Source organism: Flavivirga sp. 57AJ16, assembly GCF_028736925.1.
Lineage (GTDB): Bacteria > Bacteroidota > Bacteroidia > Flavobacteriales > Flavobacteriaceae > Flavivirga.
Genome location: NZ_JAQZAT010000001.1, coordinates 303,560 through 329,041 on the forward strand (window position 1 = coordinate 303,560; position 25,482 = coordinate 329,041).

A 25,482-nucleotide genomic window follows, 5' to 3' on the forward strand; every position below is an offset into this window, starting at 1 on the left:
TAATTAACATGAAATACCTCCCAATTAGTAATAAGCTCTTTATAAAGAATCGCAAAAACTTTACTACACAAATGACACCTAAAAGTTTGGCTGTTTTTAATTCAAACGATATCTACCCCATAAGTGCCGATAGTACCATGCCCTTTGAGCAGCATCGAGACATCTTTTATCTAAGTGGTGTAGATCAAGAAGAAAGTATGCTTGTATTATTTCCAGATTGCCCAAAAGAAAAGCATCGTGAGATCTTATTTTTAAAGGAAACGAATGAACATATAGCTATTTGGGAAGGAGAAAAATTAACCAAGGAAAAAGCTTTAGAGACCAGCGGCATTAAAACTGTTTATTGGCTACAGGACATGGAGAAAATCATGTTTGAGATTATGACGCAGTGCGATACGGTCTATATTAATACTAATGAGCACTACAGGGCTAATGTAGAGGTAGAAACTCGAGAAGATCGTTTTACAAAATGGTTAAAAGAAAAATATCCTGCACATGCTGTTGCTAAAAGCAATCCCATATTACAAAGGCTTCGCTCTATAAAAGACAACATTGAAATAGATTTAATTCAACAAGCCTGCAATATTACCGAGAAAGGATTTAGGCGCATCCTAAATTTTGTAAAGCCCGGTGTTTGGGAGCATGAAATTGAAGCTGAATTTATGCATGAATTTTTACGAAATCGCTCTAAAAAATTTGCTTATACACCCATTATAGCTTCTGGAAATAATGCTAATGTATTGCATTATGTAGAAAACAACCAACAATGTAAAGCCGGCGATTTAATATTAATGGATATAGGCGCAGAATATGCTAATTATTCTAGTGATATGACACGTAGTGTTCCTGTTTCCGGAAAATTCACGCCCAGACAAAAAGACGTTTATAACGCAGTGAATAGAGTAAAAAAAGAAGCTACAAAAATGCTGACTCCCGGAACTATTTGGGAAGACTACCATATTGAAGTCGGTAAAATAATGACCAGTGAGTTACTTGGCTTAGGACTGCTGGATAAAAACGATGTACAAAACGAAAATCCAGAATGGCCTGCGTACAAAAAATATTTTATGCACGGCACGAGCCATCATATGGGACTGGACACACATGATTATGGTATATTAACAGAGCCCATGCAAGCTAATATGGTATTTACGGTAGAACCCGGAATTTATATTCCAGATGAAGGCTTTGGCATACGATTAGAAGACGATGTGGTTATTCAGGAAAAGGGGGAGCCATTCAATTTAATGAGACATATTCCTATTGAAACAGACGAGATAGAAGACATTATGAACTCATAAAACAAAGAAGAAAGGGTCGTTTAAAAACGACCCTTTTTGCTAACAACACTAAAATTTTGCAATTTAAAGAGTGACTAATTCAAATAAATAATCATTTAGTTTTTGCAGCGAATTAATTTTGTCTTTTGTATCTACCAATAGAGAAATATTATTTTTGCTTCCTCCATAAGAAATCATTCTAATTTTTACATCCTGTAATATTTGAAATAACTTATATGTGTCTTGGTGATTAACCACAGAATGTCCTACCAAACAAATAATACTTTGGTTTTTATCAACTTCTATGACAGCTATTTTTTCTAATTCCTCAATGATCTTATCCAAGTTTCTATCGTCATCGATCGTTAAAGAAACAGCTACCTCAGATGTTGTAATCATATCGATAGGGGTTTTGTAAATTTCGAAAATTTCAAATACCTTTTTTAAGAAACCATGTGCCTGCAACATTCTCGCAGATTTAATTTTTATGGCTATAATATGATCCTTGGCAGCTATGGCCTTAATACCATTTTCTGAAGTGATATTTGAAATCAATGTTCCATGAGCATCAGGATTCATGGTATTTTTTAAACGTACCGGAATGTTATCTGCCCTAACTGGTGTCACTGTTTGTGGATGCAATATCTTTGCCCCAAAATAAGCCAATTCTGCTGCTTCATCAAATGACAAATTCGAAATGGGCTTCGTATTTTCAACATATCTAGGGTCGTTGTTGTGCATCCCGTCAATATCTGTCCAAATTTGCACTTCCTCAGCTTTAATAGCAGCACCGATTAAAGTTGCCGTATAATCACTCCCACCACGCTGTAAATTTGAAATCTCATCGTTATCATCCAAACAAATAAACCCTTGAGTGATATATATTTCTGAATTTTCTACAGAATTTAAAGCAATTTCAAAGTGTTGTTTTATATAACTTATATTCGGTTCTTTATCGGCATCTATACGCATAAAACTTAAAGCTGGCAATAAAGTGGAACTTATGCCTTCTTGTTTCAAATAACAGTTAAGCATATATGTAGAAAGCAATTCTCCTTGAGCAACGATATTATTTTCTAAACTAATAGAAAAGGCTTTATAAGTGCATGCTACTAAAAAGTCAAAAACACCAGAAGTATAATCCTTAACCTCGTTGTTCAACACTTTGTTAGTTAAAAGTTGATCTATGGTAATAGCATACGCTTCATGGAGCTTATTAATTTTATCAACAGCCTCATTTGGTACTTTGTTTGCAATATCATTTGCAATGGCAACTAACTGGTTTGTAGTTCCAGACATGGCCGAAAGCACAACTATCTTCCTATCTCCATCATTAATAATATCTTTAACGTTACATATATTTTCTATAGAACCTACAGATGTACCACCAAACTTTAATACTTTCATTTACATAAATTTAAGTGTAAAACTAAAACTCCTTTATTCAATACCTATATTTATTTAAAAAAAAGATTATTTTTGCACATATTGTTAAATATTTAACATGAAAACCGTATCTAACTGTGTTGAAGACATTTTAATAACGCAGCCTTATTTGGAAGAGGCACTGTCTAGAAACATCATAAACTTTAGCGCCTTAGCTATAGAATTAACGGAACCTATTAGCAAAATGCTAAAAAAGGATGTTAAACCTGGTGCCATTATGATGGCCTTAAGACGTTACAATCCACCTACAGCGTTAACCAATTCAATAAAAATGAAACGGGTTATTCAGAATTTAGGAGACATCACTGTACGTTCTAACTTAACAGATTTTACAGTTAAAAATTCTGATACTATTATCGATAACCATTCTAAAATTCTAGATAGAATAAATCAAGAATCTAAATTATTCTACACATTTACAAGGGGTATCCACGAGAGCAACATTATAATTTCCAGTAGCCTAAAGGATTTTATTACTGATCGATTAAAAAACGAAACCTTTTTAGCAATACAAGGTGGATTGTCTGCAATTAGCATAAACTTGCCTCAAGACAACTCTAAAGTTGCCGGTTTATATTATCATTTTTTTAAACGCTTAGCATGGGAAGGTATTGTTCTTTACGAGGTCATCTCAACCACAAACGAATTTACAATTTTAGTAGAAGATCAATATGTAGACAAAGCCTTTACTGCCATTAAAAAAGTAAAATCCTAGTCTTTCTTATTTGAATGATTTTTACCTTTGCATAAGATTAATAAAGAATTTCTTGAAACGAGCGAAATACCTTTACAGCTTGCCTCGAGGATAGCTCGTTTCAGGAAATTCTTTTATTTAGATGCCCGCTTTATTCATTGTTTTCTATTTTATATTAATGAATTCATGAATCTTGCGATTTCACGGGAATGACAATCCTACCTAAGAGCTGGCAGGCAGGTTAAACGGAAACCCGAGGCTTACCCAATGTCATTAAGTTAAGACCGTAATGTCAGTCTGAGCCTTTCGGCTCCGCTCAAGACAGGCTAAAGTCGAAGACCTATTGGAATTCTAGTTTTTATTAGTATTTAGGACTGCGCTCAATGTGACAAAAAATGAACAAATTACCTTAACTTAATGACATTGAGGCTTGCCTCGGAGAATCCTTTTCAATTTAAAAATGAATTTACTATACAAAGACATTAATGTTTTCTATACCGATACAGGGAAAGGTCATGCCATTGTCCTACTGCACGGATTTTTAGAAAACGCTTCCATGTGGAATACTTTTATTCCAACACTATCAAAAAAAAACAGGGTTATTTGTATCGATTTGTTGGGGCATGGAAAAACCGATTGCCTAGGTTATATACACTCTATGGAACTTATGGCCGACGCTGTTCAAGTGGTCTTAAAGCACTTAAGAATTCGTCGTTCTACTTTTATTGGACACTCCATGGGAGGCTATGTAGCACTCGCTTTTGCTGAAAAAAACCCTGATGAACTAAAAGGCTTATGCCTCATGAATTCCACAGCAAGTGCTGATACTATTGAAAAGAAAAAAAATAGAGATCGAGCCATCATAGCAGTTAAGCAAAACCATAAAATGTTTATTAGAATGGCTATCTCTAATTTATTTAGGCCAAAAAACAGAGTTATTTTTTCAGAAAAAATAAAGCAGCTAAAAAAGGAAGCCTTAAAAATGCCATTACAAGGTATTGTAGCATCTCTCGAAGGTATGAAAATTAGAAAAGATAGAGAAGCCCTTCTCCATTTCACACCTTTTAAGAAAATGTTGATTATTGGCAGAAAAGATCCCGTACTTGACTATAATTCATTAATTTCCCAAACAAAAAACACTACTGTAGACGTGGTGGAATTTCCCGATGGACATATGAGCCATATTGAAAATGAAAGTGAATTTTTGCATATCATTATGCATTTCGTCGAAAATATATAGCATTTTATCGTTTTATTAAGATTTTTATTTTAGATTTATTGCACATAAATTTTTAACCATGAATAAAAACTCTAACAAACCTACTTTTATTCCTAAAATGTATTGTTCCCTTTTCGGCCATGATTATCTAGTAACCAAAAAAGTCACGTACCATGTTAAGGAATACACATGCTCTCACTGTAAAAAGCAATTAACAACCAATAGTAATGGTCAATTAATTGAACTTACACCCAAATTTAAAGAGATAAACGACATCTTAGAACGGATACATGCCTCTAGAACAGAACGTTTAAAGAAGAAAACGCTCGCTTCGTCGATTTATTAACATCTTTTTAATTACATCTGATTGTTTTTATATATTTTAATAAGCTCTAACTAATTAATCTAATAACCTTAATGAAAAACATTCATTGTAAGGTATTCGGACATGATTACCGAGTATCAAGAAATGTTACATACCACGTAAAAGAGTATACTTGTAGAAACTGCAAAAAAGAACTCACTACCAACGGAAGTGGTTACTTGACTGATCTTACGCCTAAATTTAAAGAAATAAATGATGTTTTAGAGCGTATTCATATCAAGCGACATATGATGAAATCGAGTGGTGCGCAATACTCTAATGCAAATGATAATGAACTAGAGTATATCCATATTAAGCATAAAGTGAAACCAAGCCATAAGCAACCTTCAACTATAAACCCTGCCAATTTATTAGTATTTAGGCATTAAAATTTTTCCAGCCCTGTGCTTTAATAGGTATTTTAGTATCTGCTCTAGTTACTAAATGTATTCCTGCTTGCTCTTCTTTCATATAACCAATGACGGTAAAATTTGGATTCGCTTTAATTTTAGAATAATCATCTTGGGAAATTGTAAATAATAGCTCGTAATCTTCCCCTCCATTTAAAGCAACTGTAGTACTATCAATATTAAACTCCTCACATGTAGAAATCACTTGAGGGTCTAACGGAATTTTTTCTTCATATAAATCACACCCCACTTTACTCTGTTTACATAAATGCATAATTTCTGAAGACAACCCATCACTTATATCAATCATCGAAGATGGTCTTACCTCCAAATCCTTCAATAATTTAATAATATCCTTTCGCGCTTCAGGTTTTAATTGACGCTCTATAATATAAGAATAGCCTTCTAAATCTGGTTGGCTGTTAGGATTTACTTTGTACACCTCCTTTTCGCGTTCCAAGACCTGTAACCCCATATAGGCAGCACCCAAATCTCCAGTAACCACTAATAAATCAGTAGGTTCTGCACCATTTCTATACACCTCATCGTTACTTTCAACGACCCCAATAGCCGTTACAGAAATTAATAATCCTGTTGTTGACGATGTAGTATCTCCACCAACAACATCAATATTGTAAATCTTTGCAGCTGTTTCTATGCCTGCGTATAATTCTTCAAGAGCTTCCAACGGAAACCTATTGGACACCGCTATAGAAACCGTGATTTGTGTAGCTTCAGCATTCATAGCGTATACATCAGATAAATTAACAATAACCGCCTTATAGCCCAAATGCTTTAGAGGCATATAACTTAAATCGAAATGAACACCTTCAACGAGCAAATCGGTTGTAACAACAATTTTTTTGTTTTTAAAATCCAAAACAGCAGCATCATCTCCAATACTTTTTACTGTCGATGCATGGCTCGCTTTAAAACTCTTGGTCAAGTGGTCTATAAGTCCAAACTCCCCTAAATCACTTAATTGGGTTCTCTGTTGATTTTTGTCTTCTATCATAGTGCAAAAATAAGAAGCTTGAATAGATAAACGAATAAACTTTCAAAAAAACCAATAAGGTGGAACACTTTTTGATCCATTTATTAAACTAATTTTATTACTTTACACTATGTAACGCATAACAATATATTTATTATAACATTCGTTTTTCGATCAAAGACATATCAAATCTTACTAATGGTATCATTCAATAAAGATTAATTAAAAAAATTGTAAACATGAACTACTTAAAAAAAAGTATTCGTTTTATTAAGCTATTTGTTTTTGGTTCCTTATTATTTTTATCTGCACAATCTTGTGAAAGAAATAATAATGAGCCCATTGTTAGAGATGATACAGACACTTCTGGAACCAATATATTAGCACCTTGTGAAAATGGTTTCGCAGATATCTATCCTTGTAATGATTATGATTTAATGGCGCAAATACCGTTGACTACTTTTGGAGCTGCCGAAGGAAATGACTCTTGGGGCTGGGTAGATCCAACTACTGATAAGGAATATGCATTAATGGCAACAGATACCAATGTATCTTTTGTTGATATCACCAATACAAACAACCCCATATACTTAGGCAATGTTCCAACCGCAACAACGAGCAGTCCATGGCGCGATGTGAAAGTTTATAAAGACCATGCCTTTATTGTGGCAGATAATGCTGGAAATCACGGGATGCAAATATTTGATTTAACACGCTTAAGAAACGTTACCAATCCACCCGAAACATTTACTCCCGATGCCCATTTTACTGGGTTTGGAAGTGCACATAATGTGGTAATAAATAATATGAGTGGGTACGCTTACATTGTGGGTACCAACAGAAGTGGACCGTTTGCTGGCGGTCCATTATTTATAAATATTCAAAACCCAACAGCACCCGTTTCTGAAGGTGGTTTTGGAGCAGGAGGTTATTCTCACGATGCTCAAGTTATAACTTATAATGGTCCAGACACAGATTATACAGGCCGCGAAATATTAATTGGAAGTAATGAAAATGAAGTTGTTATTGCTGATGTCACCGATAAATCCAATCCAATAAAGATTTCAGATATAAGCTACTCCAATGTTGGATACACCCACCAAGGTTGGTTCACAGAAGATTCTAATTACTTTATCTTAGGTGACGAGTTAGATGAAAGGGATATTGGCACCAATACACGCACCATTGTTTTTGACTTTTCCGATTTGGATACGCCTAGTTATCATATGGATTATTTTGGAGCCTCAACAGCAATTGATCATAACGGCTATGTAAAAGGCGATATATTTTATCAAGCCAGTTATAGGGCAGGCGTGCGAATGATAGATATTTCGCAAATTGCAGGCAGTACTATGACAGAAATAGGATTCTTTGATACACATCCAGAAAATGACAATACAGGTTTTAATGGTGCATGGAATGTCTATCCATACTTACCAAGTGGCAATATTATAGTAAGCGATATTGAAAGAGGTTTATTTGTCATTAAAAAAAGCGGTTCTTAATAAACTACCTTGGAGTATTAAACCATGAAAAATCAATAAAAACCGCTATGCAAATCGCAAGAACAAAATTTTTTTTAGCATTTGGTATTGCCTTTTTTTGTAGTTGTTCTAATAACGATGACTCACCATACGAAACACCCAATGACATAAAAAAAGAAATAGATTTTGTAAAAACCATTGGAGGCACCAAAAATGAAAGTGCACAATCTGTTGTTAAAACTTCAGATGGCGGTTACGTTATCTTAGGGCATGTGCAAAGCATAGACGGTGATGTTGAAAATAAACAAAATGAATCTTTTGATTATTGGTTAATAAAATATGATCAAAATAATACATTGCAATGGCAGAAAACGTATGGAGGTAGTGATGACGATCGTGGTAGTGATATTATCCATACATCAGATGGTGGATTAGCTATCTTAGGTTATAGCAAAAGTAATGATGGTGATGTCACTGAAAATAATGGATTTAACGATTTTTGGGTTTCTAAACTAGATGCTTCTGGCACTATTTCTTGGGAAAAATCTTTTGGTTTTTCTGGAGCAGATCATGGTATTTCAATGATTCAAACCATCGATAATGGCTATCTTTTAACTGGTGTTTTAGATGTATCTGCCTCAAATGGCGAAGGAAACAGTAAATCTTTTGCTTCAAAAAGACATGCTGGCGGCGATTATTGGGCCATTAAACTAAATGCTTCTGGCGAAAAACAATGGAGCAGATTTTTTGGTGGTACTTTCACAGATACCCCTTACGATGTTATTCAAACAGAAGATCATGGTTATATCATTGTAGGATCTTCAGATAGTGATGATGTGGATATAAAGGGCAACAAAGGGTCTTACGATTTTTGGGTTATTAAAATATCTGATATAGGCAATCTTGTTTGGGAAAAATCGTTTGGTGGCTCTGAAACTGATGAGGCTAGAGCCATTGTAAAATCATCCGATGGTAATTATGTTATTGTTGGAGACACTAGAAGTCATGATTTAGACGTTTCGTATAATAATGGTGCTGCCGATTTATGGATAATTAAAATAACACCGACAGGAAATTTAATCTGGGAAAAAACGTTTGGAGGCACTAGTTTTGATGTTGGTCGCTCTATCTCTAAAACTCAAGATAACGGATTCATTATTTCTGGAAGTTCCAGAAGTTCGGACGGAGATATTTTAAATAATAACGGACAAAATGATGCTTGGATTATAAAAATTGATGACCATGCAAATCTAGAATGGCAAAAAATCGTTGGTGGCTCCGATATCGATTTTGCTTATGATGCTGTTGAACTTGATGATAAAAGCGTTATCGCAGTCGGAGAATCTAATAGCGCAAACATTGATATTCCAAGCAATAAAGGATTTACAGATTTATTAATCTTTAAAATAAAATAAGAAGATGCGAAATAGACTCCCTATACTCGTTTTTAGTATTATTACGTTATTATCCTGCGGCTCGGATAATGATGATAATGTTTCTCAAGCCAATGTTACATTTAATTTTAACCATAATTGGGATGGGTCTGTAGTTACAAATGCAAATTTTAATACTGTTCAATACACAAATGCAAACGGTGAAGAATTAAGTATTACAAAACTAAGATACCTTATTTCAAGTATCACTTTTCAAAAATCAGATGGAGAAATAATTGTCCTTGATGGTTATAATTTAGTTGATGTTACCAACAATGCCAATCTGTCCTTTACGCCAACTACAACCATTCCAACAGGAACTTTTAGTAAAGTGCTCTTTACTTTTGGCTTTAATAATGATGCTAATTATAATGGTAATTATCCTGATTTAAATGCAGCTTCCTGGAATGTTCCAGCCATGTTAGGAGGCGGTTATCACTTCATGCAGTTAGAAGGTAAGTTTATTGATAATGCAACTACCGAAACAGGTTACGCTTACCATGCTATAAGAGCTGTCGACACTACTGGAGCAACACTGAGTTTTGAAGACACTTTTTTTGAAGTTGATTTGGGTGAAGTTACGATCACCAATAATGCCACTTTTGAAATTAACATGAACATTGCCGAATGGTTTAAAAATCCAAATACATGGGACTTAAATGTTTTAAACAATATGCTCATGCCAAACTTTAATGCTCAGGTCATGATGTTTGAAAATGGACAAAATGTATTTAGTTTAAATGCAGTGAATCAATAAAAATGCTTAAATGGATGTCATATTATATGCTGCTTTTTTTCATTTGTGTGTCATGTTCAAATGAAAGTGTAGATACATATGTCCCTACATCAAGTCCGTTACAAATTCCCCAACTTTTTCAAGACAACATACTTGATCCCGTTGTACCCATAAATAATCCACAAACTGTTGAAGGTATTGCTTTAGGTAAAAAATTATTCTTCGACCCCATATTATCGGCAGATAATACACAGGCATGTGCAGACTGTCATGCCCCAGGAAATGCGTTTTCGGATACAGACCGATTTAGCGATGGGATCGATGGTTTTTTTGGCAAGCGTAACACCATGCCCCTCTTTAATTTGGCTTGGAATTACGACGAGAAATTCTTTTGGGATGGCCGCGTGTTCAGCTTAGAGCATCAAGCTTTTCAACCCGTAACAGATCCTTTAGAAATGCATAATACCTGGGAACAAGTAGAACAAAAATTACAACAGCACTCAGAATATCCTAAATTATTCGAACAGGCATTTGGAGCTTCAACCATAGATTCTACTCTTATTACCAAAGCCATTGCACAATTTGAACGCATTTTAATCTCTTCTAATTCAAAATTTGACAAGTATCTTTTAAACGAAACGACATTAACACCTCAAGAGCTTAATGGCTTTAATGTTTTTATGGATGAAACAAAAGGGGATTGCTTTCATTGCCATGGTAGTGATAAAAACCCATTATGGACAGATAACATTTTTCATAACAATGGTTTAGATGCTACTTTTGCAGATTTAGGATTAGGCAAAGTCACCGGAGATCCCGCCGATAATGGAAAGTTTAAAACCCCTTCTTTACGAAACCTGGCATTCACCGCACCCTATATGCATGATGGCAGGTTTACTACACTTGATGAAGTTATTGATCATTATAGTGAAGGTTTACAAAACTCCCCGACTATTGATCCTTTAATGAAAAAAGTAGCTCAAGGCGGCGTACAACTTTCAGCTCAGGATAAAGCAGATTTGAAAGCTTTTTTACTAGCTCTTTCTGATGATGAATTTATAAATAATCCTGCTTTTTCAAATCAGTAAAGGCATCAATCCCACTCAAATACAAACTGTACTGTTTTTGGTTATCAACTAATTAATAAAAAATTTCTTGAAACCGACTATCCCCGAGACAAGCCTCGAGCGATTCCTTATACCAATTATGAATTAAAATGAGCTACAGAAAACGACATTGCTTATTTGTTTTGGCCTGCTACGTGTTATTTGCATAGCCTAAGCTATGGAAATGAGGAGTAAAGTGATAAAACGAATTAATGAATGTGTTTGAATTGCGTATTTTAATTCATAATTGGTATTAGATTAAATCATCTTCATTTTAAGGTACCACGGCACCATGTATTTCATCGAAAAAAAAATCGTTTAATCAATTTTGTATGATTTTTTACGATATTTGGATTCCCAAATTTCCTACAACCATGACATATGAAAAACCTATAAATAGATTTTGCTCCATATTTGGACATAACTATTTACGCGTTGCAAAAATAAATAATGAAACTTCAGAATTAATCTGTAAATCATGTCAAAATCGCTTCATTTCAACCAATAATGGTCATATCATAAATCTATCTGTGTATAAAGAAATGGATGATTTCCACAGTTATCTTAAAAAGAGAAGAGTCTCTGAATTTTAAAAAACCCATATTATAAACCCTTCTATATTCTATTTTAATTGGAAATAGTGCTGTTCGTTTAAAATGAACTAACCTAGTTTAAAGTCCAGGTATAGCTATATTAGAAAAACTTTAGAATTAGATACCTGCTTTTAAAGGTAGTAAGACTGTCTGAATGATTCCGATTTATGGAAAGCAATAGTTTCATTTCTATTTCCTAGTTAATTAAAACAAAGCTTTCATGCCGTATTCTAAGCGAAGCGGTCTTATGTCTTTAATCTGATGCAGATAGAATGAACTACTTTCACATCAAAATAAAGAAAGTTTAAAATCTTTTCACTTATACCTGTTCTGCTATAAAATGCGATATAAATAATTTGAATTAGTTTTTGCTAGTTCAAAGCATGAAAATCTATCATAGCCTTAGCTACGATTTATTTTTATAATGTAGAAATAGTGAAAAATAAACGAATTATATGTTGTATTTTATGGTAGAAATGGTATTATACCAATTATTACTCAAAACAACCCATATAATTTGTTTCTATTTTGCTCATATTTCAATATAAAACATGTGCTCAGCTTGACTGGGTATAAAACCATAACTAAGGCTATGATTGAATTTTCTATCTTATCTGATCAAAATATAATTCAAATTATTTATAGCTCATTTTAAATAATAATTGGTATTATTCTTTCAAACGATCCTTTTATCGTTAAAAAATGATTTTAAAGACATAAAACACCATATTACCCGTTAAATAAATAGCATTTTTCTTTTATATATGTAAGATTTTACTTAATTTATCCTAAGTAAATACCAGATTTATGAAAACGAATGCAACTTCAACCTTATTTTGCGCTACTTATGGACACAATTATTTTCGCCTAAATAAAACAAATGCAAACGCTCCCGAATTGATTTGCAAGTGCTGTAAGAACTATTTTGAATTTGACAAAAATGGAGAGATTATAAAGATCATACAAAAACCAAACATTTTCTCTATCAAAAAAGCAAAAAGAATGGCTTAATCCATTAATCTTTATAAGCCTGAAAACTGCATAATAATTCAGATTTTCTGCTTTTGACTAATACCAAAATATGTTAAAAGGTCGGTCATACATGACACCTAAGTTCTTTATTAGGTTCCTTCTAGATATACTTATAAGGATGATTGGTTATTATAACTATAACTGCGATGTTTCATGTTTCAATCCAAAGGGATAGTAGTCTATGCGCTTTTTTCAACTACGGTCACCTTTTACAGCCTATTACTCCAAAGAGCAGCTACAAAAATTTTATTTTTAAGAACGTATACTAAAACCACACTTTATCGCTAAAGCGCGGCTTCTTATTTTTATTTATTGCCTACTCGACACGGCACTCGTCAAAGACGAAGCGCTAGCGCATACGAGGACTAGCAGGGCTATAAACAAGAACCACACTACAACTATCTAATGTGGCTTGTTTTTTTTCTTACTCGGTACGCCACTAGTTTTTAAAACTAGCGGGAGCGGGGCCTTTATCTCTAAACGTAAAATTCAATCTATTTTATAAATAAAAAACCACCTTGTTAAAGGTGGCTTCTCTCTTTTTTCTTACCTATGGAAGTCCGAGTTGCAAACTCGAACTAGCGCAGACTATAACCCAACGAGGCAGAAGACCTTACTTTTCATCTTCATATATATATTCAATAACAGATTGCTCATTATCATACAAAACGAACTCTATATCAGGATTATTTGATTTTAAGTTTTTTATGTAACCCTGAGCTTTCGTTAGATTTTCAAAAATTTTGTAAACAGGGCCATTGTCTATATCTTCCCTATATGTATCTAAATTTGTATTTAGCACAACGCCCGTAGCTTTTTCTGCAATTAATAGAGCTACTTGTTGTTCATTTATAACTGGAAACTTCATTTTTTAATAATTATTGATTAACATGTGTTGTCTTCGCTTTTTTAACTGTGCCTTTTACCAATACCTCTGCTTCATTCACAATAGTACCTGGAGATTGTTTCAAATTGACACTTTTTACACTTGGACTAGATACTGTTGAGCTTTTCGGAACATTTGCTTCAAGAACGACACCGTTACCATTCTTTCTTAACGCAAAATTTTTAGCAACTTCTTTATTTGTTGTCCATGAAGTATAATTACTACTTGTATTTCCCGCATTATGTTCTGCTGCCGTAGCATCACCTCCTCTAGGTTTAGCAGTTCCTTTTGTAGCATTATTATAAGCAGGACTTTCACTATTAACTCCTCTATATAGTTTTTGTGATGATGAACTACTAGTTTTAATAGATCTAGATCCTAATTTTTTAGTAAGAACAGCCGTTAAAACCACCCCTGTCACTTGCCCTAATGATCTAGCATCTCCACTAGCAGCACCTTTAGCCGTTTCAATCATTCCTGGAATACCAGTAGAATTAAGTGCTATTTCAGTTGCCTGATCTGGATTATTATACATATCTATTCCAGTTCTAACCTGACTATAAGCTTGGCTTATATGGTTTGCTGATGCTAAGCCTAGAGCGACATCGCCAAGACCTTTTGCAAAATCAACTAACCCGTCGCAACACATAGCCACTTGATTCCCATCTGGGTCAACAAAGATGATAGGGTTATTTAATGTATAAACATATATGGATTGGTCATAATACTTTTCAGCCATTGCATCGGGCGTAAACCATCTTCCTGTTGCAGGCTCATAGAACCTTGCTCCATAGTCATACATATTAAGTCCTAGCTCATCTTGGAACTCTTTGCCATTGTACTTGTATTTCTGGGCTGGATTTGTGCTTGCAACGTTTGCATTGTATCCTTTATGTTCAAGCCCAAAGGGGTAGTAGTGGTTTTCCTCCAATATCTCTGTCGAGGCAGAGATCTGTCCGTTACCGTCCGTATCACTATAAGAAAGCCTTACATTCCCCAAATGGTCTTTATATTGGTAAATATAATTAAACCCTTGTGATAAATCAAACTGATTTTTTGGTTCCAGATAGCCTTCAGGGTGGTTAATGAATTTTAAACCCTCACCTAAAGGTACATAACACTGTACATTATCTGTATCTAAACCAGTACAGGATTGTGTTATTTCATAAACATAACTACCTGCATAAAAAGTTTGTTTGCTAGAACTTGTTGAACTAGTTTGTTGACTTACAATTTTAGAAAGTTTAATTCCTAATGCATCATAAATATAGGAAATATTTCCACCCCCTAACACAACCTGCGTCGGTAAATTTAAATGGTTGTATATAATATCCGTCGAAATGCCCTTATTGGCATCGGTCAGCATATTGCCATTGGCATTATAGGTATAATCATCCACACTGTCGGTAGCCGTGTTTACGGCATCGTCCTTAAACCCGAACTGGTCCAAGGGAGCGGCATCGGTCACTTTCATGAGCTTATTTCCCGCATTATAGCTGTAGGTCAGGTCATCCATCACCCCAAAGGTCGTCGCACCACTATTGGTATGCCCGCGCCTAACAAGATTGGTAATGTTACCGTTCTTATCGTAGGCTATAGAACTTAGGTCATAGTTGCTCGTATTGCCAGTAGCTGCCGTAATCCTGTTCAGGGCATCATACCCATAGGAATACTTATTGGCAACAGGATTCCCAGTAGTATTGACACTGGTGGACTTCCACAAGGTCTGGCTAATGTTTCCGTTAAACAATGCTGTTCCACCAGTATCGGATGCATTGTAATTTATTTGAAAGCCAAACAGATCGTTTGCGCCCAGTGCAATGGCAGTGTTGCTACCACCAGTATTATTAATGCCCCTTAACCACCCCCGAACATTATAAGTGTAATTTACTTCTTGCAGCCTGTTCGCGTTCGATGACCTGCCACCGACCCCTTTGGCTTCCAATTGCCCAAGGTCGTCATAGGAGTTGTCCACGATGGTTTCCTGATCAAGGTCGTTAATGGCCTGTTTTTGTCTCAGCAGCCTGCCCTCATGATCATGTACAAAATCATCCTGGATCGTAATGGCATTTTGGCCGGTTTTGGTATGGGTCGCCGTAGACCTATCCACCTTGCCGACAAAGTCGAGTTTACTGGTGACCACATCCGTGGTCGATAGATAATTGTTCTTACTGGCTACATAAACAGGCCGCCCTTTGACATCATACCCCGTAAGACTCGTAATCCAATCATTGGTGGTCAGCACCCTTACCTTGGAGCCAGTAGCAAGACCATTGGTCAATACCTTATTCGCATCATTGTAATTGATGACCGTTTGGCCGTCGGCATTGTCAGGTAAGCTCAAACCATCCTTATCAAAGCTATAATCGTCATAATAGTTAACGGTATGTAGCTCTATGTTAGAATCGGGAAAGTTAGCATTGGTATAATAGGAATTGTCATAGCCAGTGCCAGATGTTACTTTGCTTTCGTACAGCTCAGTATCTAAATTGTTAACAGTATTAAAATGCGTCTGCATGTCCGCCCGTGTGGTCTGCACCGTGTTTGTATGCAGACCCGTATAAACAACTCTGCCAAAGATATCATACTTGGTAAACAACCATTGGTTTTGAGCTTTTAAATTAGCATCCTGGGTCATAACAGGCCTATCAAGATTATCGTATACAATATACTCCATGTCTTTACCGGGAATTTTTTTTTCCACCAGTCTGTTCCGATGATCATACCTATATTGATAACACAGCTCTAAAAACTCAAAAAGAGACACGCCATCAGAGGTATCTACCTTTGGAGGGATAACAAAGGAAAGGTTTCCGTAATCATCATAGACATAATACGTATCGTGAGCTGTTGATACACCACCTATATCGGCATAGGTACGCTTAAGAACAACCCGTCCCTGTTTGTCCTTAAATTCCTCAGTAGTACGGTTTTTTGATGTTGTCCCATCATGGTTTTCATCTTTGGTGATGGTTTTGTACAGCTCTCCTTCGCCATAATAGGTGCTCCCCCCAGTTAAGGTAGGTTTATAGACAAGAAGTCCGTTGCTGCCCAAGGGAGTCAATGTAACCTGGTAGAGACGTACCTCATTAGTAGCATTGGCCCCATAAACAAACTCGATTTCGTTGTTGCCACCCAATCTCCAGTCCTTACCGGGAGCGCCCTGTTGTAAGGTCCTGCTCAAAGGCGAGGCCTCAAAGCCCTTCTGTGAATAGGCATTGATGTCCGGCAGGGTCACCCCTGTAAAGTCATCGGCATAATTGTCCATATAGTACTGTTTGGTGGCCGTGGCCCTATCGCCCCGGTACGTGCCCAATGTGCCCGATGTTTCATGATAGGGCAGCCAGTCCTTGTCCTGCCTGCCATAGGCGTCATAATCGATGTGCGTTATGATATCCTTTTTGTCGGGGGCAGCCTTTATCCCGATGCCCTGCATGGGCCTGCCCAGACCGTCAAAATAAGTGATGCTTTCCACAACATCCCCCTCTTTGGCAGTAACCGCATTAAAAGTGGCCATGGGCACCTGAAAACTCCGCGTGAACACATAGTTCTCGTTACTAAAGGAAAAGGGCGTATAATCGTCCAGCGCCGTCGTGGGCTCTACGATCTGCGCCAAAAAGGTACTGCCGCTCTTGATCCATGTATCTGGTTTTAGGGTAATGCTCTGGGTGGCCGTTAGTGTAACGGTCCCGCTACTCGAATCTACCGTATAACTGCCGTCCTTGACTATCGTTGCTGGTGTTTGCGATAGGGCGGCCTGCGATACCAATAAAAACAGAAAGGTGTATATATAATGTCTCATGGGGCTTAGTTTTTGTAGTTGTACTTGTTCTCGCTCAATAGGTTGCCATCGGCATCCCTTACGAACTCCAAACGGTTAAAGTCATCGTATTCATAGAACACGGTGTACCCTTTGGGGTCGGTAGTACTCGTAACGCCTATTAAAGGATCATAGGTGTAGGTCGTGACCATGGCATTGGGGAGCCCGGTCCTGATCTTATTTAAAGTACTTATCATGGTGCTTTGGTTGTATGTGCCAGCTTTGACCCCTGCTAGTTCCGCGGATGTCAGAGTTGCTGTCACAGCTGCATGGGTCGCATTTTCTATTTTGGCAACCGGGTACTCTTCACCATACCCCCAGAGGTAGACTATGGCCATGCCATCAGATTTTTTTACCTCCAGAACATGCCCCAAATCATCATATTTGACAAACTCGATCCTGTTGACCAAAGGATTGTTTGTCGCATGATAGTCCCCTTTTAGGGTTTTAATAAACTCGGGGAATACTTTATCTGTATACCACTCTTTATATTGGGTCACTTGACTTGATAGTTGTTGCTCCGGGTTTACCCCTGTTTTCTTAAATATTTTTACTTCGATAGGTTCTGATATTCTATGCTGATCCAGGAGTTTCTGTATAGGAACCGAAGGACTTACAACATCTTCTGGATATAAGGTCTCCGTTCTTATGATATCATTTTTACTATCCTTTAATGTTTGTTCTGTTAAAAAATAGGATGGATTATTATAAGAAAATGTTTTTTCTGTGACAATAGGGTTTGTGCCGTTCTCATCATATTGCGTTTCAATAGATGAACTTAGGAGTTTTTTCCCAAAGGAATAAAACCCTTTATTATACATAAAAGTGTAATTTGCAAAATTACAGGCATTGTTAAAATCACTAGAGGAAACCTGATGGTTAGTCCAAGGGAAAATGTCATTCACATAATTAATATGTAAGCTTGCCTCATCAACCAAAGTGTAGTTGTTTTCCAAACTTCTTAGTTTTGTGTATGTATTATCAGAATTCCTTTTATAAAACTCCTGTTTTTTTAAACTACCGCTCGTCCAGCTTTTTGTATAATAGTTACTAAAGTTACCATAACCATGTATTCTTATCATTTCAAAATATGGAATTGTAGCAGGTACGGTTTGTCCTAAACAACTTCCTCCGTGAAAACTTGGATGCACAAAAACGTCAAATAACGGCCCTGTCCCTGGAGAGCCATCTCCTATAATGCGGTCTGAATAGGTCGACTTATATTCATAAACCGTTTTACCACTGTCTTTGTTATTATGGTCCATATCATACTCAACAACTGTCAAATACTCTATTGAAGGCCCTCCGTTAATATTAAGGGCATACCCAGGAGAAGAAGAAACCGTATTTATATAGCCTCCATTGCCGTTGGATTTCAATGTTTGATAATCTCCATTAATAATTGGAATTAACACTTGCGGCGTACTATATTCAAATTCTTTTCTAGAAGTAAAATTGGCATTAACCCCATCATAATTTGTAATTGATTTAATGCGTAATCCGCCTACTAGTTCTTCAACTATCTGACTGGTTGTACCCGTTAATTCATCCCAAGTGACTCTCACTTGAACGAAAGGACATCCAGATGCACCTGGAGCACCGTCACCATATTCCATAGCTTCAATGGTGTAATTAGTGTTCTGGTGTAGTGTCAAATCAACATCGTGTGTTGTATAGGGATATAATGTGGTTGGAGGGTCTCTAAAATACTTCTGTCCATCAAATTCACCATAGGACTGGTTCCCATTACCTCCTAAAGCATCTGTAAAGGTTATTTTTAATTTCTCATTATAAGGTTTCGTTGCAGGGCTAAACGTTAATGTTTTCAAGCCCGTATCGCAAGTCCCAAACCCTCCTGTTCCTTCTGAAATAATACTCCGGGAATGCCCTGTATAAGTTGGTACGGAAATAGTTGTTTCATATTTATTAGCCTCATATTCAAGCATGGTATAGCCTCCTGTTGGATAGGTTATCTTTGTTAAGATACCAGCCTTGGATTTTTGCTCATTTGCTTCCCTGTCACCTGTACCTACTGTATCTGAAAAAGACCCCACAGAAATATCCCATGACCAAGTGCCGTTTTGGGTTGCTGTGTAAAATGATGCTTCTCTTTCGTGAATGTAACTTCCATTGTTATTATTTGCATAACCCCAAAAATCCTGCCCTGATGAATTTTTTATAGGTAAAGCCGTGTTGTCATAATCGAACGTATAAGTTTGAGGTGCTACATTATTTGAAAATATATCAACTGAATTTAATTTTAAGGATTTATTATGGTGGTCGGTTACATAAGGAATATAACCGGAGTATGTTTTACCTCCTGATCTGTTATAATAACCATAATTAAATGTTATTTGTTTTATTAAACTCGCCGTTCCGTTAATCAGGGAATAAACTTTTATATGATTTAGCTTAGGTGAATAGCTATCAACTCTATCCAGACTATAATCGAATAACACATAACCATTTTTAAAATTAATTTGCTTAAGAATTTTGGTATTTAACTTATAAGCATCACTTATTATTGGAGTGGGCAATGGCACAGAGGACTGTGTCCCCGTAGAAACAGTAGAAACATCTGCCATGATTTCTTTACCCAGATTTAATAAATAATTGTCATAATCAAAAGTCACATGATCCGTTTGATTAGCCGAGGTAACCTTTGTTAAGTACGATGTTGATTTGTATTTTCGATAATGAACTGGTAATTGGGTGTTAGCCCATTTATCCATGGTTTCCTGGGCTCCAAAATCAAGTTGCAAACCATTCTCTAAGATCGCTATAAAACTATATCCGCCAAATCCGATTGGAGTATCATCTTGATAAACATTTGTTCCTGTTATAATTTTTATAGGTTTATAATCAGTAAAAACAAAGTCCGATTTATTTTGATCGTAATAAAATTTGCCTGAAACCCCGGAATAATTAAACAAGTATTCGTCTTGAGCAGTATCTGCCCAACCACGTGCTACATCATACATATAATTGTAGTTAGCCTGATTGAAATCTAAACTTCCAAGATCGGGAATATCGCTAGTGCCAGGTTGTCCTTTTACACTTCTCACAATCGCGCCTCCCGCATTAAGAGTCCAACCTAAACCAACCCATGATGCTTCTTCATTTACCCTGATCCCCGAAGCTGCATTATAACTCAAACTAATAGGAATTTCTATATCGCCCTGCTTAATAGTATATAAGGGTACAGAAATGTTCGTGGTTCCCAAATTAGTATTCACTGGAAACGATCCAAATTTCCCTAAACTAGCCGCATTTGGAGAAACTGGGGCATAACTTGGTAAATTTTGTGCTACAAGGGCACTAAAACAAAATAAGAAAAAGAATAGAGATAATAAACGTGTACTCATTTAGATAAATAATTAAAGATTATTTTAAAACAGAAAGAATTTTATTAATTTCTTTCTTAACGTTACTCAAAAAAAGTTGCTATAAATATATTTGTTTTATAAAAAAAACACTAATATTTCACCTTAGTATTTCTAAGGTAAAATATTTTTTCGTGAGTAAAATTATCATTACAAGAGGATTTAACTCTATTTTGTTTTATAATACCATTTAAAAAAGATGTAATATTTCCCTTATATTCAAAACCCATAACAAAAGCCTATAAAACCATATATTAATATAATGTTAGGTTATATGGTAATCCATGACTTATATTGTATATTTGTACTCTATTTAGAAACTGTCTTAATTAAATTACTGTTAACAAATACATTTCTAAATTTAATAAAAAAGCAATATGATAAAAGTTTCTGAAACAGCTAAAAAGAAAGTTATTGAGTTAATGACTGATGATGGCTACGATCCTTCAACAGACTACGTACGGGTAGGCGTTAAAAGTGGTGGTTGTTCTGGGCTGTCTTACGATTTAAGATTTGACAAAGAAAATAAAGAAGATGATAAGGTCTTTGAAGATAATAATGTAAAGATTATCGTAGATAAAAAGAGTTTTTTATATCTAATCGGGACAACACTTGAATATTCCGGAGGATTAAACGGAACAGGTTTCGTATTTAATAATCCTAATGCAAATCGCACCTGTGGTTGTGGCGAATCATTTTCGCTTTAAAAAATCCCATCTAAATCTTCCCAAAGGGAAGACTTATATAACTAAAAAACAATGAGTAATAAATATACAGAGGACGATTTAAGGGAAGAACTAAAAACCAAGGAATACGAATACGGTTTTTATACTGATATAAAGTCAGACACCTTTCCTAATGGTTTAAATGAAGATATTGTACGGGCCATTTCCAAAAAGAAAGAAGAACCACAATGGATGACCGATTGGAGACTGGAAGCATTTCGTGTTTGGAAAGAAATGGTCGAACCAGAATGGGCAAATGTGCGTTATGAAAAACCGAACTTTCAAGGTATTTCATATTATTCTGCACCAAATAGCAAACCTAAATACGATAGTTTAGATGAAGTTGACCCAGAGTTATTGGCTACTTTTAAAAAACTGGGAATCTCTTTAGATGAGCAAAAGAAACTTGCCGGTGTTGCTATGGATGTTGTTGTAGATTCTGTATCGGTAGCAACAACATTTAAGAAAACCTTAGGTGAAAAAGGCATTATATTCATGAGTATTTCTGAAGCCATAAAAGAGCACCCCGAATTAGTGAAAAAATATTTAGGTACCGTCGTACCACAAAAAGATAATTTTTATGCCGCTTTAAATAGCGCCGTGTTTAGTGATGGTTCTTTTTGCTACATCCCAAAAGGGGTAAAATGCCCCATGGAATTATCAACTTATTTTAGAATTAATCAAGCAGGTACAGGGCAATTTGAAAGAACATTGGTGATTGCCGACGAAGGCAGTTACGTAAGTTATCTTGAAGGTTGTACCGCACCGAGTAGAGACGAAAATCAATTACACGCAGCTGTAGTAGAACTCATTGCCTTAGACGATGCCGAGATTAAATATTCAACAGTACAAAACTGGTATCCGGGTAATGCAGAAGGTATAGGCGGTGTTTACAACTTTGTAACCAAACGTGGGTTATGCGAGAAAAATGCAAAAATCTCCTGGACACAAGTTGAAACAGGCTCTGCCGTTACTTGGAAATACCCATCATGCGTATTAAAAGGCGATCATTCTGTTGGTGAATTTTACTCCATAGCAGTAACAAATAACTATCAGCAAGCCGATACAGGCACCAAAATGATTCATTTGGGAAAAAATACCAAATCGACCATCATTTCAAAGGGAATTTCTGCAGGAAAATCACAAAACAGTTATCGTGGTCTGGTTCAAATAAATTCCAGAGCAGAAAATGCCCGTAACTTTTCGCAATGTGATAGTTTACTAATGGGAAACGAATGTGGCGCGCACACCTTTCCTTATATAGAAGCAAAAAATAAATCGGCTAAAATAGAACACGAAGCAACCACCAGTAAAATTGGAGAGGATCAAATATTCTATTGCAACCAACGTGGTATTGATACAGAAAAAGCCATTGCTTTGATTGTAAACGGATTTAGTAAAGAAGTTTTAAACAAACTCCCTATGGAATTTGCAGTAGAAGCTCAAAAATTATTAGAAATAAGTTTAGAAGGAAGTGTTGGGTAAAATAGTATTCAGTCGCAGTTTGCAGTTCGCTCACTCTTGACTGAATATGAAATAACAACGTTATAAAACTAGGAAACTAATTGATATAGAAAAAAGAATCGAGATACAAGAAAACAAACTCAAAACTTTGGATCTTGAATTTAAAACTTTGAATTAAAAAGTATGTTAAAAATTGACAATTTACACGCTAGTGTCGAAGATAAAAATATTTTACAAGGTATAAATCTTGAAGTAAAAGCTGGCGAAGTGCATGCTATTATGGGACCTAATGGCTCTGGAAAAAGCACATTAGCTTCTGTTATTGCTGGAAAAGAAGAGTATGAAGTTACAGAGGGCCATATTGAATTTGACGGTGAGAATATTAATGAATTAGCTGCCGAAGAACGTGCGCATAAAGGCGTATTTTTATCATTTCAATATCCCGTTGAAATTCCTGGCGTTTCTGTTACCAACTTTATGAAAACAGCCATTAATGAAACCAGAAAAGCAAAAGGTTTAGAAGACATGCCTGCCAAAGACATGCTTAAATTAATACGTGAAAAATCTGAGCTTTTGGAAATCGATAGAAAATTTTTATCGCGCTCTTTAAACGAAGGGTTTTCTGGAGGGGAGAAAAAGCGTAACGAAATTTTTCAAATGGCCATGTTAGAACCTAAACTAGCCATCCTTGACGAAACCGATTCAGGTCTTGATATTGATGCCCTGCGTATTGTAGCAAATGGTGTAAACAAACTTAAAAACAAAGACAATGCAGTTATTGTTATTACACATTACCAGCGTTTATTAGACTATATCGTTCCTGATTTTGTTCATGTATTGTATAATGGGAAAATTGTAAAGTCCGGAACAAAAGAATTGGCTCATGAGCTTGAAGAAAAAGGTTACGATTGGATTAAAGAAGAAGTGAACGCTTAGCCAGTTAACAGTATTCAGTGTGCAGTTGGCAGTCGCTCACTCAAACCCTGATTACCCATGCTATGCTATTTAAAATAAAACAGTAATAATACACAGGTTTAGTAATCCTTTGACTGCTTACTGAAGACTGAACACTGAAGACTGAAACAATGGATTTAAAAGAAAAATTATTATCATCCTTTTTGGTATTTGAAAACCACGTAGACATTGACACTTATGTTCACGATGTAAGAAACGATGCTATTAAAATATTTGAAGAAAAAGGCTTTCCAACGAAAAAAGAAGAAGCCTGGAAATACACCTCTTTAAATAAAATATTAAAAGAGGATTATTGCATGTTTCCTCAACAGGAAAATACCATAGAGTATAGAGATATTAAAAAATATTTTATCCATGATATAGACACCTATAAAATTGTATTTATCGATGGTAAGTATGCGTCTCATTTATCGCAAACGACTCACGATGGGATTGATGTTTGCCTAATGTCATCAGCACTTTCAAAACCTAAATATCGTATTTTAATTGAAAACTATTTCAATAAAGCAGCAACAAAAGATAGTCTATCGTCACTAAATACAGCATTTTCAAGCGAGGGTGCCTATATCCATATTCCTAAAAATAAATTGGTAGAAAAACCAATTCAAATCTTACATTTTTCAACAGGAAATGAATCTGCGACCATGTTACAACCACGAAATTTAATTGTGGTTGATGAGAATTCACATGTGCAAATTATAGAACGTCATCAAAGTTTAAACAACAACGCTATACTCACCAATAGTGTGACCGAAATTTTTGCAAACAAACGCGCCATTGTAGATTATTATAAAATTCAGAACGATAATTTAAACGCATCGTTAATAGACAATACCTTTATAAAACAAAAGCGAGAAAGTGTCGCATCTGTACACACCTTTGCATTTGGTGGCAAATTAATACGCAACAACCTAAACTTCTTTCAGGAGGGCGAGCGTATTGATTCTATCTTAAAAGGAGTGACCATTATTGGTGAAAAACAACATGTAGACCACAATACATTAGTACATCATATAGAACCAAATTGTGAAAGTCATCAAGATTACAAGGGCATTTTCGGAGAGAATTCTACGGGTGTTTTCAATGGAAAAATTATTGTTGAAAAAGAAGCTCAAAAAACCAATGCCTTTCAAGCAAACAACAATATTTTAATAAGTGATAAAGCCACTATAAACACCAAACCACAACTCGAAATTTTCGCAGACGATGTGAAGTGTTCACATGGATGTACCATTGGTCAATTAGACGAAAGCGCTATGTTTTATATGCGTTCACGAGGTATTCCAGAAAAAGAGGCCAAAGCACTTTTAATGTATGCTTTTAGTAATAACGTGTTAAGTTCGGTTAAGATTCCCGAAATGAAACAGCGCATTACTAAGATTATTGCGAATAAGCTAGGTGTTAATATTGGGTTTGATCTATAGATTTATTCGAAGTC

18 protein-coding genes are annotated in these 25,482 nt (G+C 35.6%); 13 read left to right on the forward strand and 5 right to left on the reverse strand.

All coding sequences use genetic code 11. The features are described 5' to 3' along the window. Positions 1-8 precede the first annotated feature (8 nt). Positions 9-1,301, forward strand: coding sequence for an aminopeptidase P family protein (locus PQO00_RS01280; protein ID WP_274183008.1), 1,293 nt, complete (start codon positions 9-11; stop codon positions 1,299-1,301). Positions 1,302-1,364: 63 nt separating this feature from the next. Here the strand turns inward: PQO00_RS01280 and PQO00_RS01285 are convergent, their stop codons facing one another. Next, positions 1,365-2,687, reverse strand: coding sequence for an aspartate kinase (locus tag PQO00_RS01285; RefSeq protein WP_274183009.1), 1,323 nt, complete (start codon positions 2,685-2,687; stop codon positions 1,365-1,367). 97 nt (positions 2,688-2,784) lie between these two features. Here PQO00_RS01285 and PQO00_RS01290 point away from each other — a divergent pair, with 97 nt between their 5' ends. The 4 genes from PQO00_RS01290 (at position 2,785) to PQO00_RS20305 (ending at position 5,392) form a co-directional block, all read left to right on the forward strand. Next, the gene (locus PQO00_RS01290) at positions 2,785-3,441 is read left to right on the forward strand and encodes a hypothetical protein (RefSeq protein WP_274183010.1); all 657 of its coding nucleotides are present in this window, start codon (positions 2,785-2,787) and stop codon (positions 3,439-3,441) included. Positions 3,442-3,880: 439 nt separating this feature from the next. Further along, positions 3,881-4,660 (forward strand): alpha/beta fold hydrolase, encoded by a 780-nt coding sequence (locus PQO00_RS01295; RefSeq protein ID WP_274183011.1) that lies wholly within the window; start codon positions 3,881-3,883, stop codon positions 4,658-4,660. Positions 4,661-4,718: 58 nt separating this feature from the next. Next, the gene (locus PQO00_RS01300) at positions 4,719-4,985 is read left to right on the forward strand and encodes a hypothetical protein (RefSeq protein ID WP_274183012.1); all 267 of its coding nucleotides are present in this window, start codon (positions 4,719-4,721) and stop codon (positions 4,983-4,985) included. A 71-nt stretch (positions 4,986-5,056) separates the two neighbouring features. Then, entirely contained in the window at positions 5,057-5,392 is a 336-nt protein-coding gene (locus tag PQO00_RS20305; protein ID WP_337992821.1) for a hypothetical protein, read from the forward strand. Here PQO00_RS20305 and thiL read toward each other — a convergent pair. Then, positions 5,382-6,428: a thiamine-phosphate kinase gene (gene thiL / locus PQO00_RS01310; protein ID WP_274183013.1), complete on the reverse strand. Its 1,047-nt coding sequence runs from the start codon at positions 6,426-6,428 to the stop codon at positions 5,382-5,384. The two genes, PQO00_RS20305 and thiL, sit on opposite strands and share 11 nt — an antisense overlap. 218 nt (positions 6,429-6,646) lie before the next feature. Here thiL and PQO00_RS01315 point away from each other — a divergent pair, with 218 nt between their 5' ends. The 4 genes from PQO00_RS01315 to PQO00_RS01330 are packed head-to-tail and all read left to right on the forward strand — an operon-like array spanning position 6,647 to position 11,148. Then, positions 6,647-7,912, forward strand: a complete 1,266-nt coding sequence (locus tag PQO00_RS01315; RefSeq protein WP_274183014.1) for a choice-of-anchor B family protein — start codon at positions 6,647-6,649, stop codon at positions 7,910-7,912. Between the two features lie 47 nt (positions 7,913-7,959). Beyond that, a complete protein-coding gene (locus PQO00_RS01320) occupies positions 7,960-9,306 on the forward strand; it encodes a hypothetical protein (RefSeq protein ID WP_274183015.1) in 1,347 nt (448 codons plus the stop codon). A 4-nt stretch (positions 9,307-9,310) separates the two neighbouring features. Beyond that, positions 9,311-10,081, forward strand: a complete 771-nt coding sequence (locus PQO00_RS01325; protein WP_274183016.1) for an MbnP family protein — start codon at positions 9,311-9,313, stop codon at positions 10,079-10,081. A 14-nt stretch (positions 10,082-10,095) separates the two neighbouring features. Next, the gene (locus PQO00_RS01330) at positions 10,096-11,148 is read left to right on the forward strand and encodes a cytochrome-c peroxidase (protein ID WP_274183017.1); all 1,053 of its coding nucleotides are present in this window, start codon (positions 10,096-10,098) and stop codon (positions 11,146-11,148) included. A gap of 2,256 nt (positions 11,149-13,404) precedes the next feature. Here the strand turns inward: PQO00_RS01330 and PQO00_RS01335 are convergent. The 3 genes from PQO00_RS01335 to PQO00_RS01345 are packed head-to-tail and all read right to left on the reverse strand — an operon-like array spanning position 13,405 to position 20,862. Further along, on the reverse strand, positions 13,405-13,659 hold the full coding sequence (locus PQO00_RS01335; RefSeq protein WP_274183018.1) for a hypothetical protein: 255 nt from the start codon (positions 13,657-13,659) through the stop codon (positions 13,405-13,407). A gap of 10 nt (positions 13,660-13,669) precedes the next feature. Next, positions 13,670-17,479 carry a DUF6443 domain-containing protein gene (locus PQO00_RS01340; RefSeq protein WP_274183019.1) on the reverse strand — a complete coding sequence of 1,270 codons (3,810 nt, stop codon included), beginning with the start codon at positions 17,477-17,479 and terminating at the stop codon, positions 13,670-13,672. Between the two features lie 5 nt (positions 17,480-17,484). Further along, positions 17,485-20,862 (reverse strand): RHS repeat domain-containing protein, encoded by a 3,378-nt coding sequence (locus PQO00_RS01345; protein WP_274183020.1) that lies wholly within the window; start codon positions 20,860-20,862, stop codon positions 17,485-17,487. 395 nt (positions 20,863-21,257) lie between these two features. Here PQO00_RS01345 and PQO00_RS01350 point away from each other — a divergent pair, with 395 nt between their 5' ends. The 4 genes from PQO00_RS01350 to sufD all read left to right on the forward strand — a co-directional run bounded on the left by PQO00_RS01350 (position 21,258) and on the right by sufD (position 25,468). After that, positions 21,258-21,587: an iron-sulfur cluster assembly accessory protein gene (locus tag PQO00_RS01350; protein WP_274183021.1), complete on the forward strand. Its 330-nt coding sequence runs from the start codon at positions 21,258-21,260 to the stop codon at positions 21,585-21,587. Positions 21,588-21,638: 51 nt separating this feature from the next. Further along, positions 21,639-23,090, forward strand: a complete 1,452-nt coding sequence (sufB, locus tag PQO00_RS01355; RefSeq protein ID WP_274183022.1) for a Fe-S cluster assembly protein SufB — start codon at positions 21,639-21,641, stop codon at positions 23,088-23,090. 162 nt (positions 23,091-23,252) lie between these two features. Then, a complete protein-coding gene (sufC, locus tag PQO00_RS01360; protein WP_274183023.1) occupies positions 23,253-24,005 on the forward strand; it encodes a Fe-S cluster assembly ATPase SufC in 753 nt (250 codons plus the stop codon). 149 nt (positions 24,006-24,154) lie between these two features. Beyond that, positions 24,155-25,468: a Fe-S cluster assembly protein SufD gene (gene sufD, locus PQO00_RS01365; protein WP_274183024.1), complete on the forward strand. Its 1,314-nt coding sequence runs from the start codon at positions 24,155-24,157 to the stop codon at positions 25,466-25,468. Positions 25,469-25,482 lie beyond the last annotated feature (14 nt).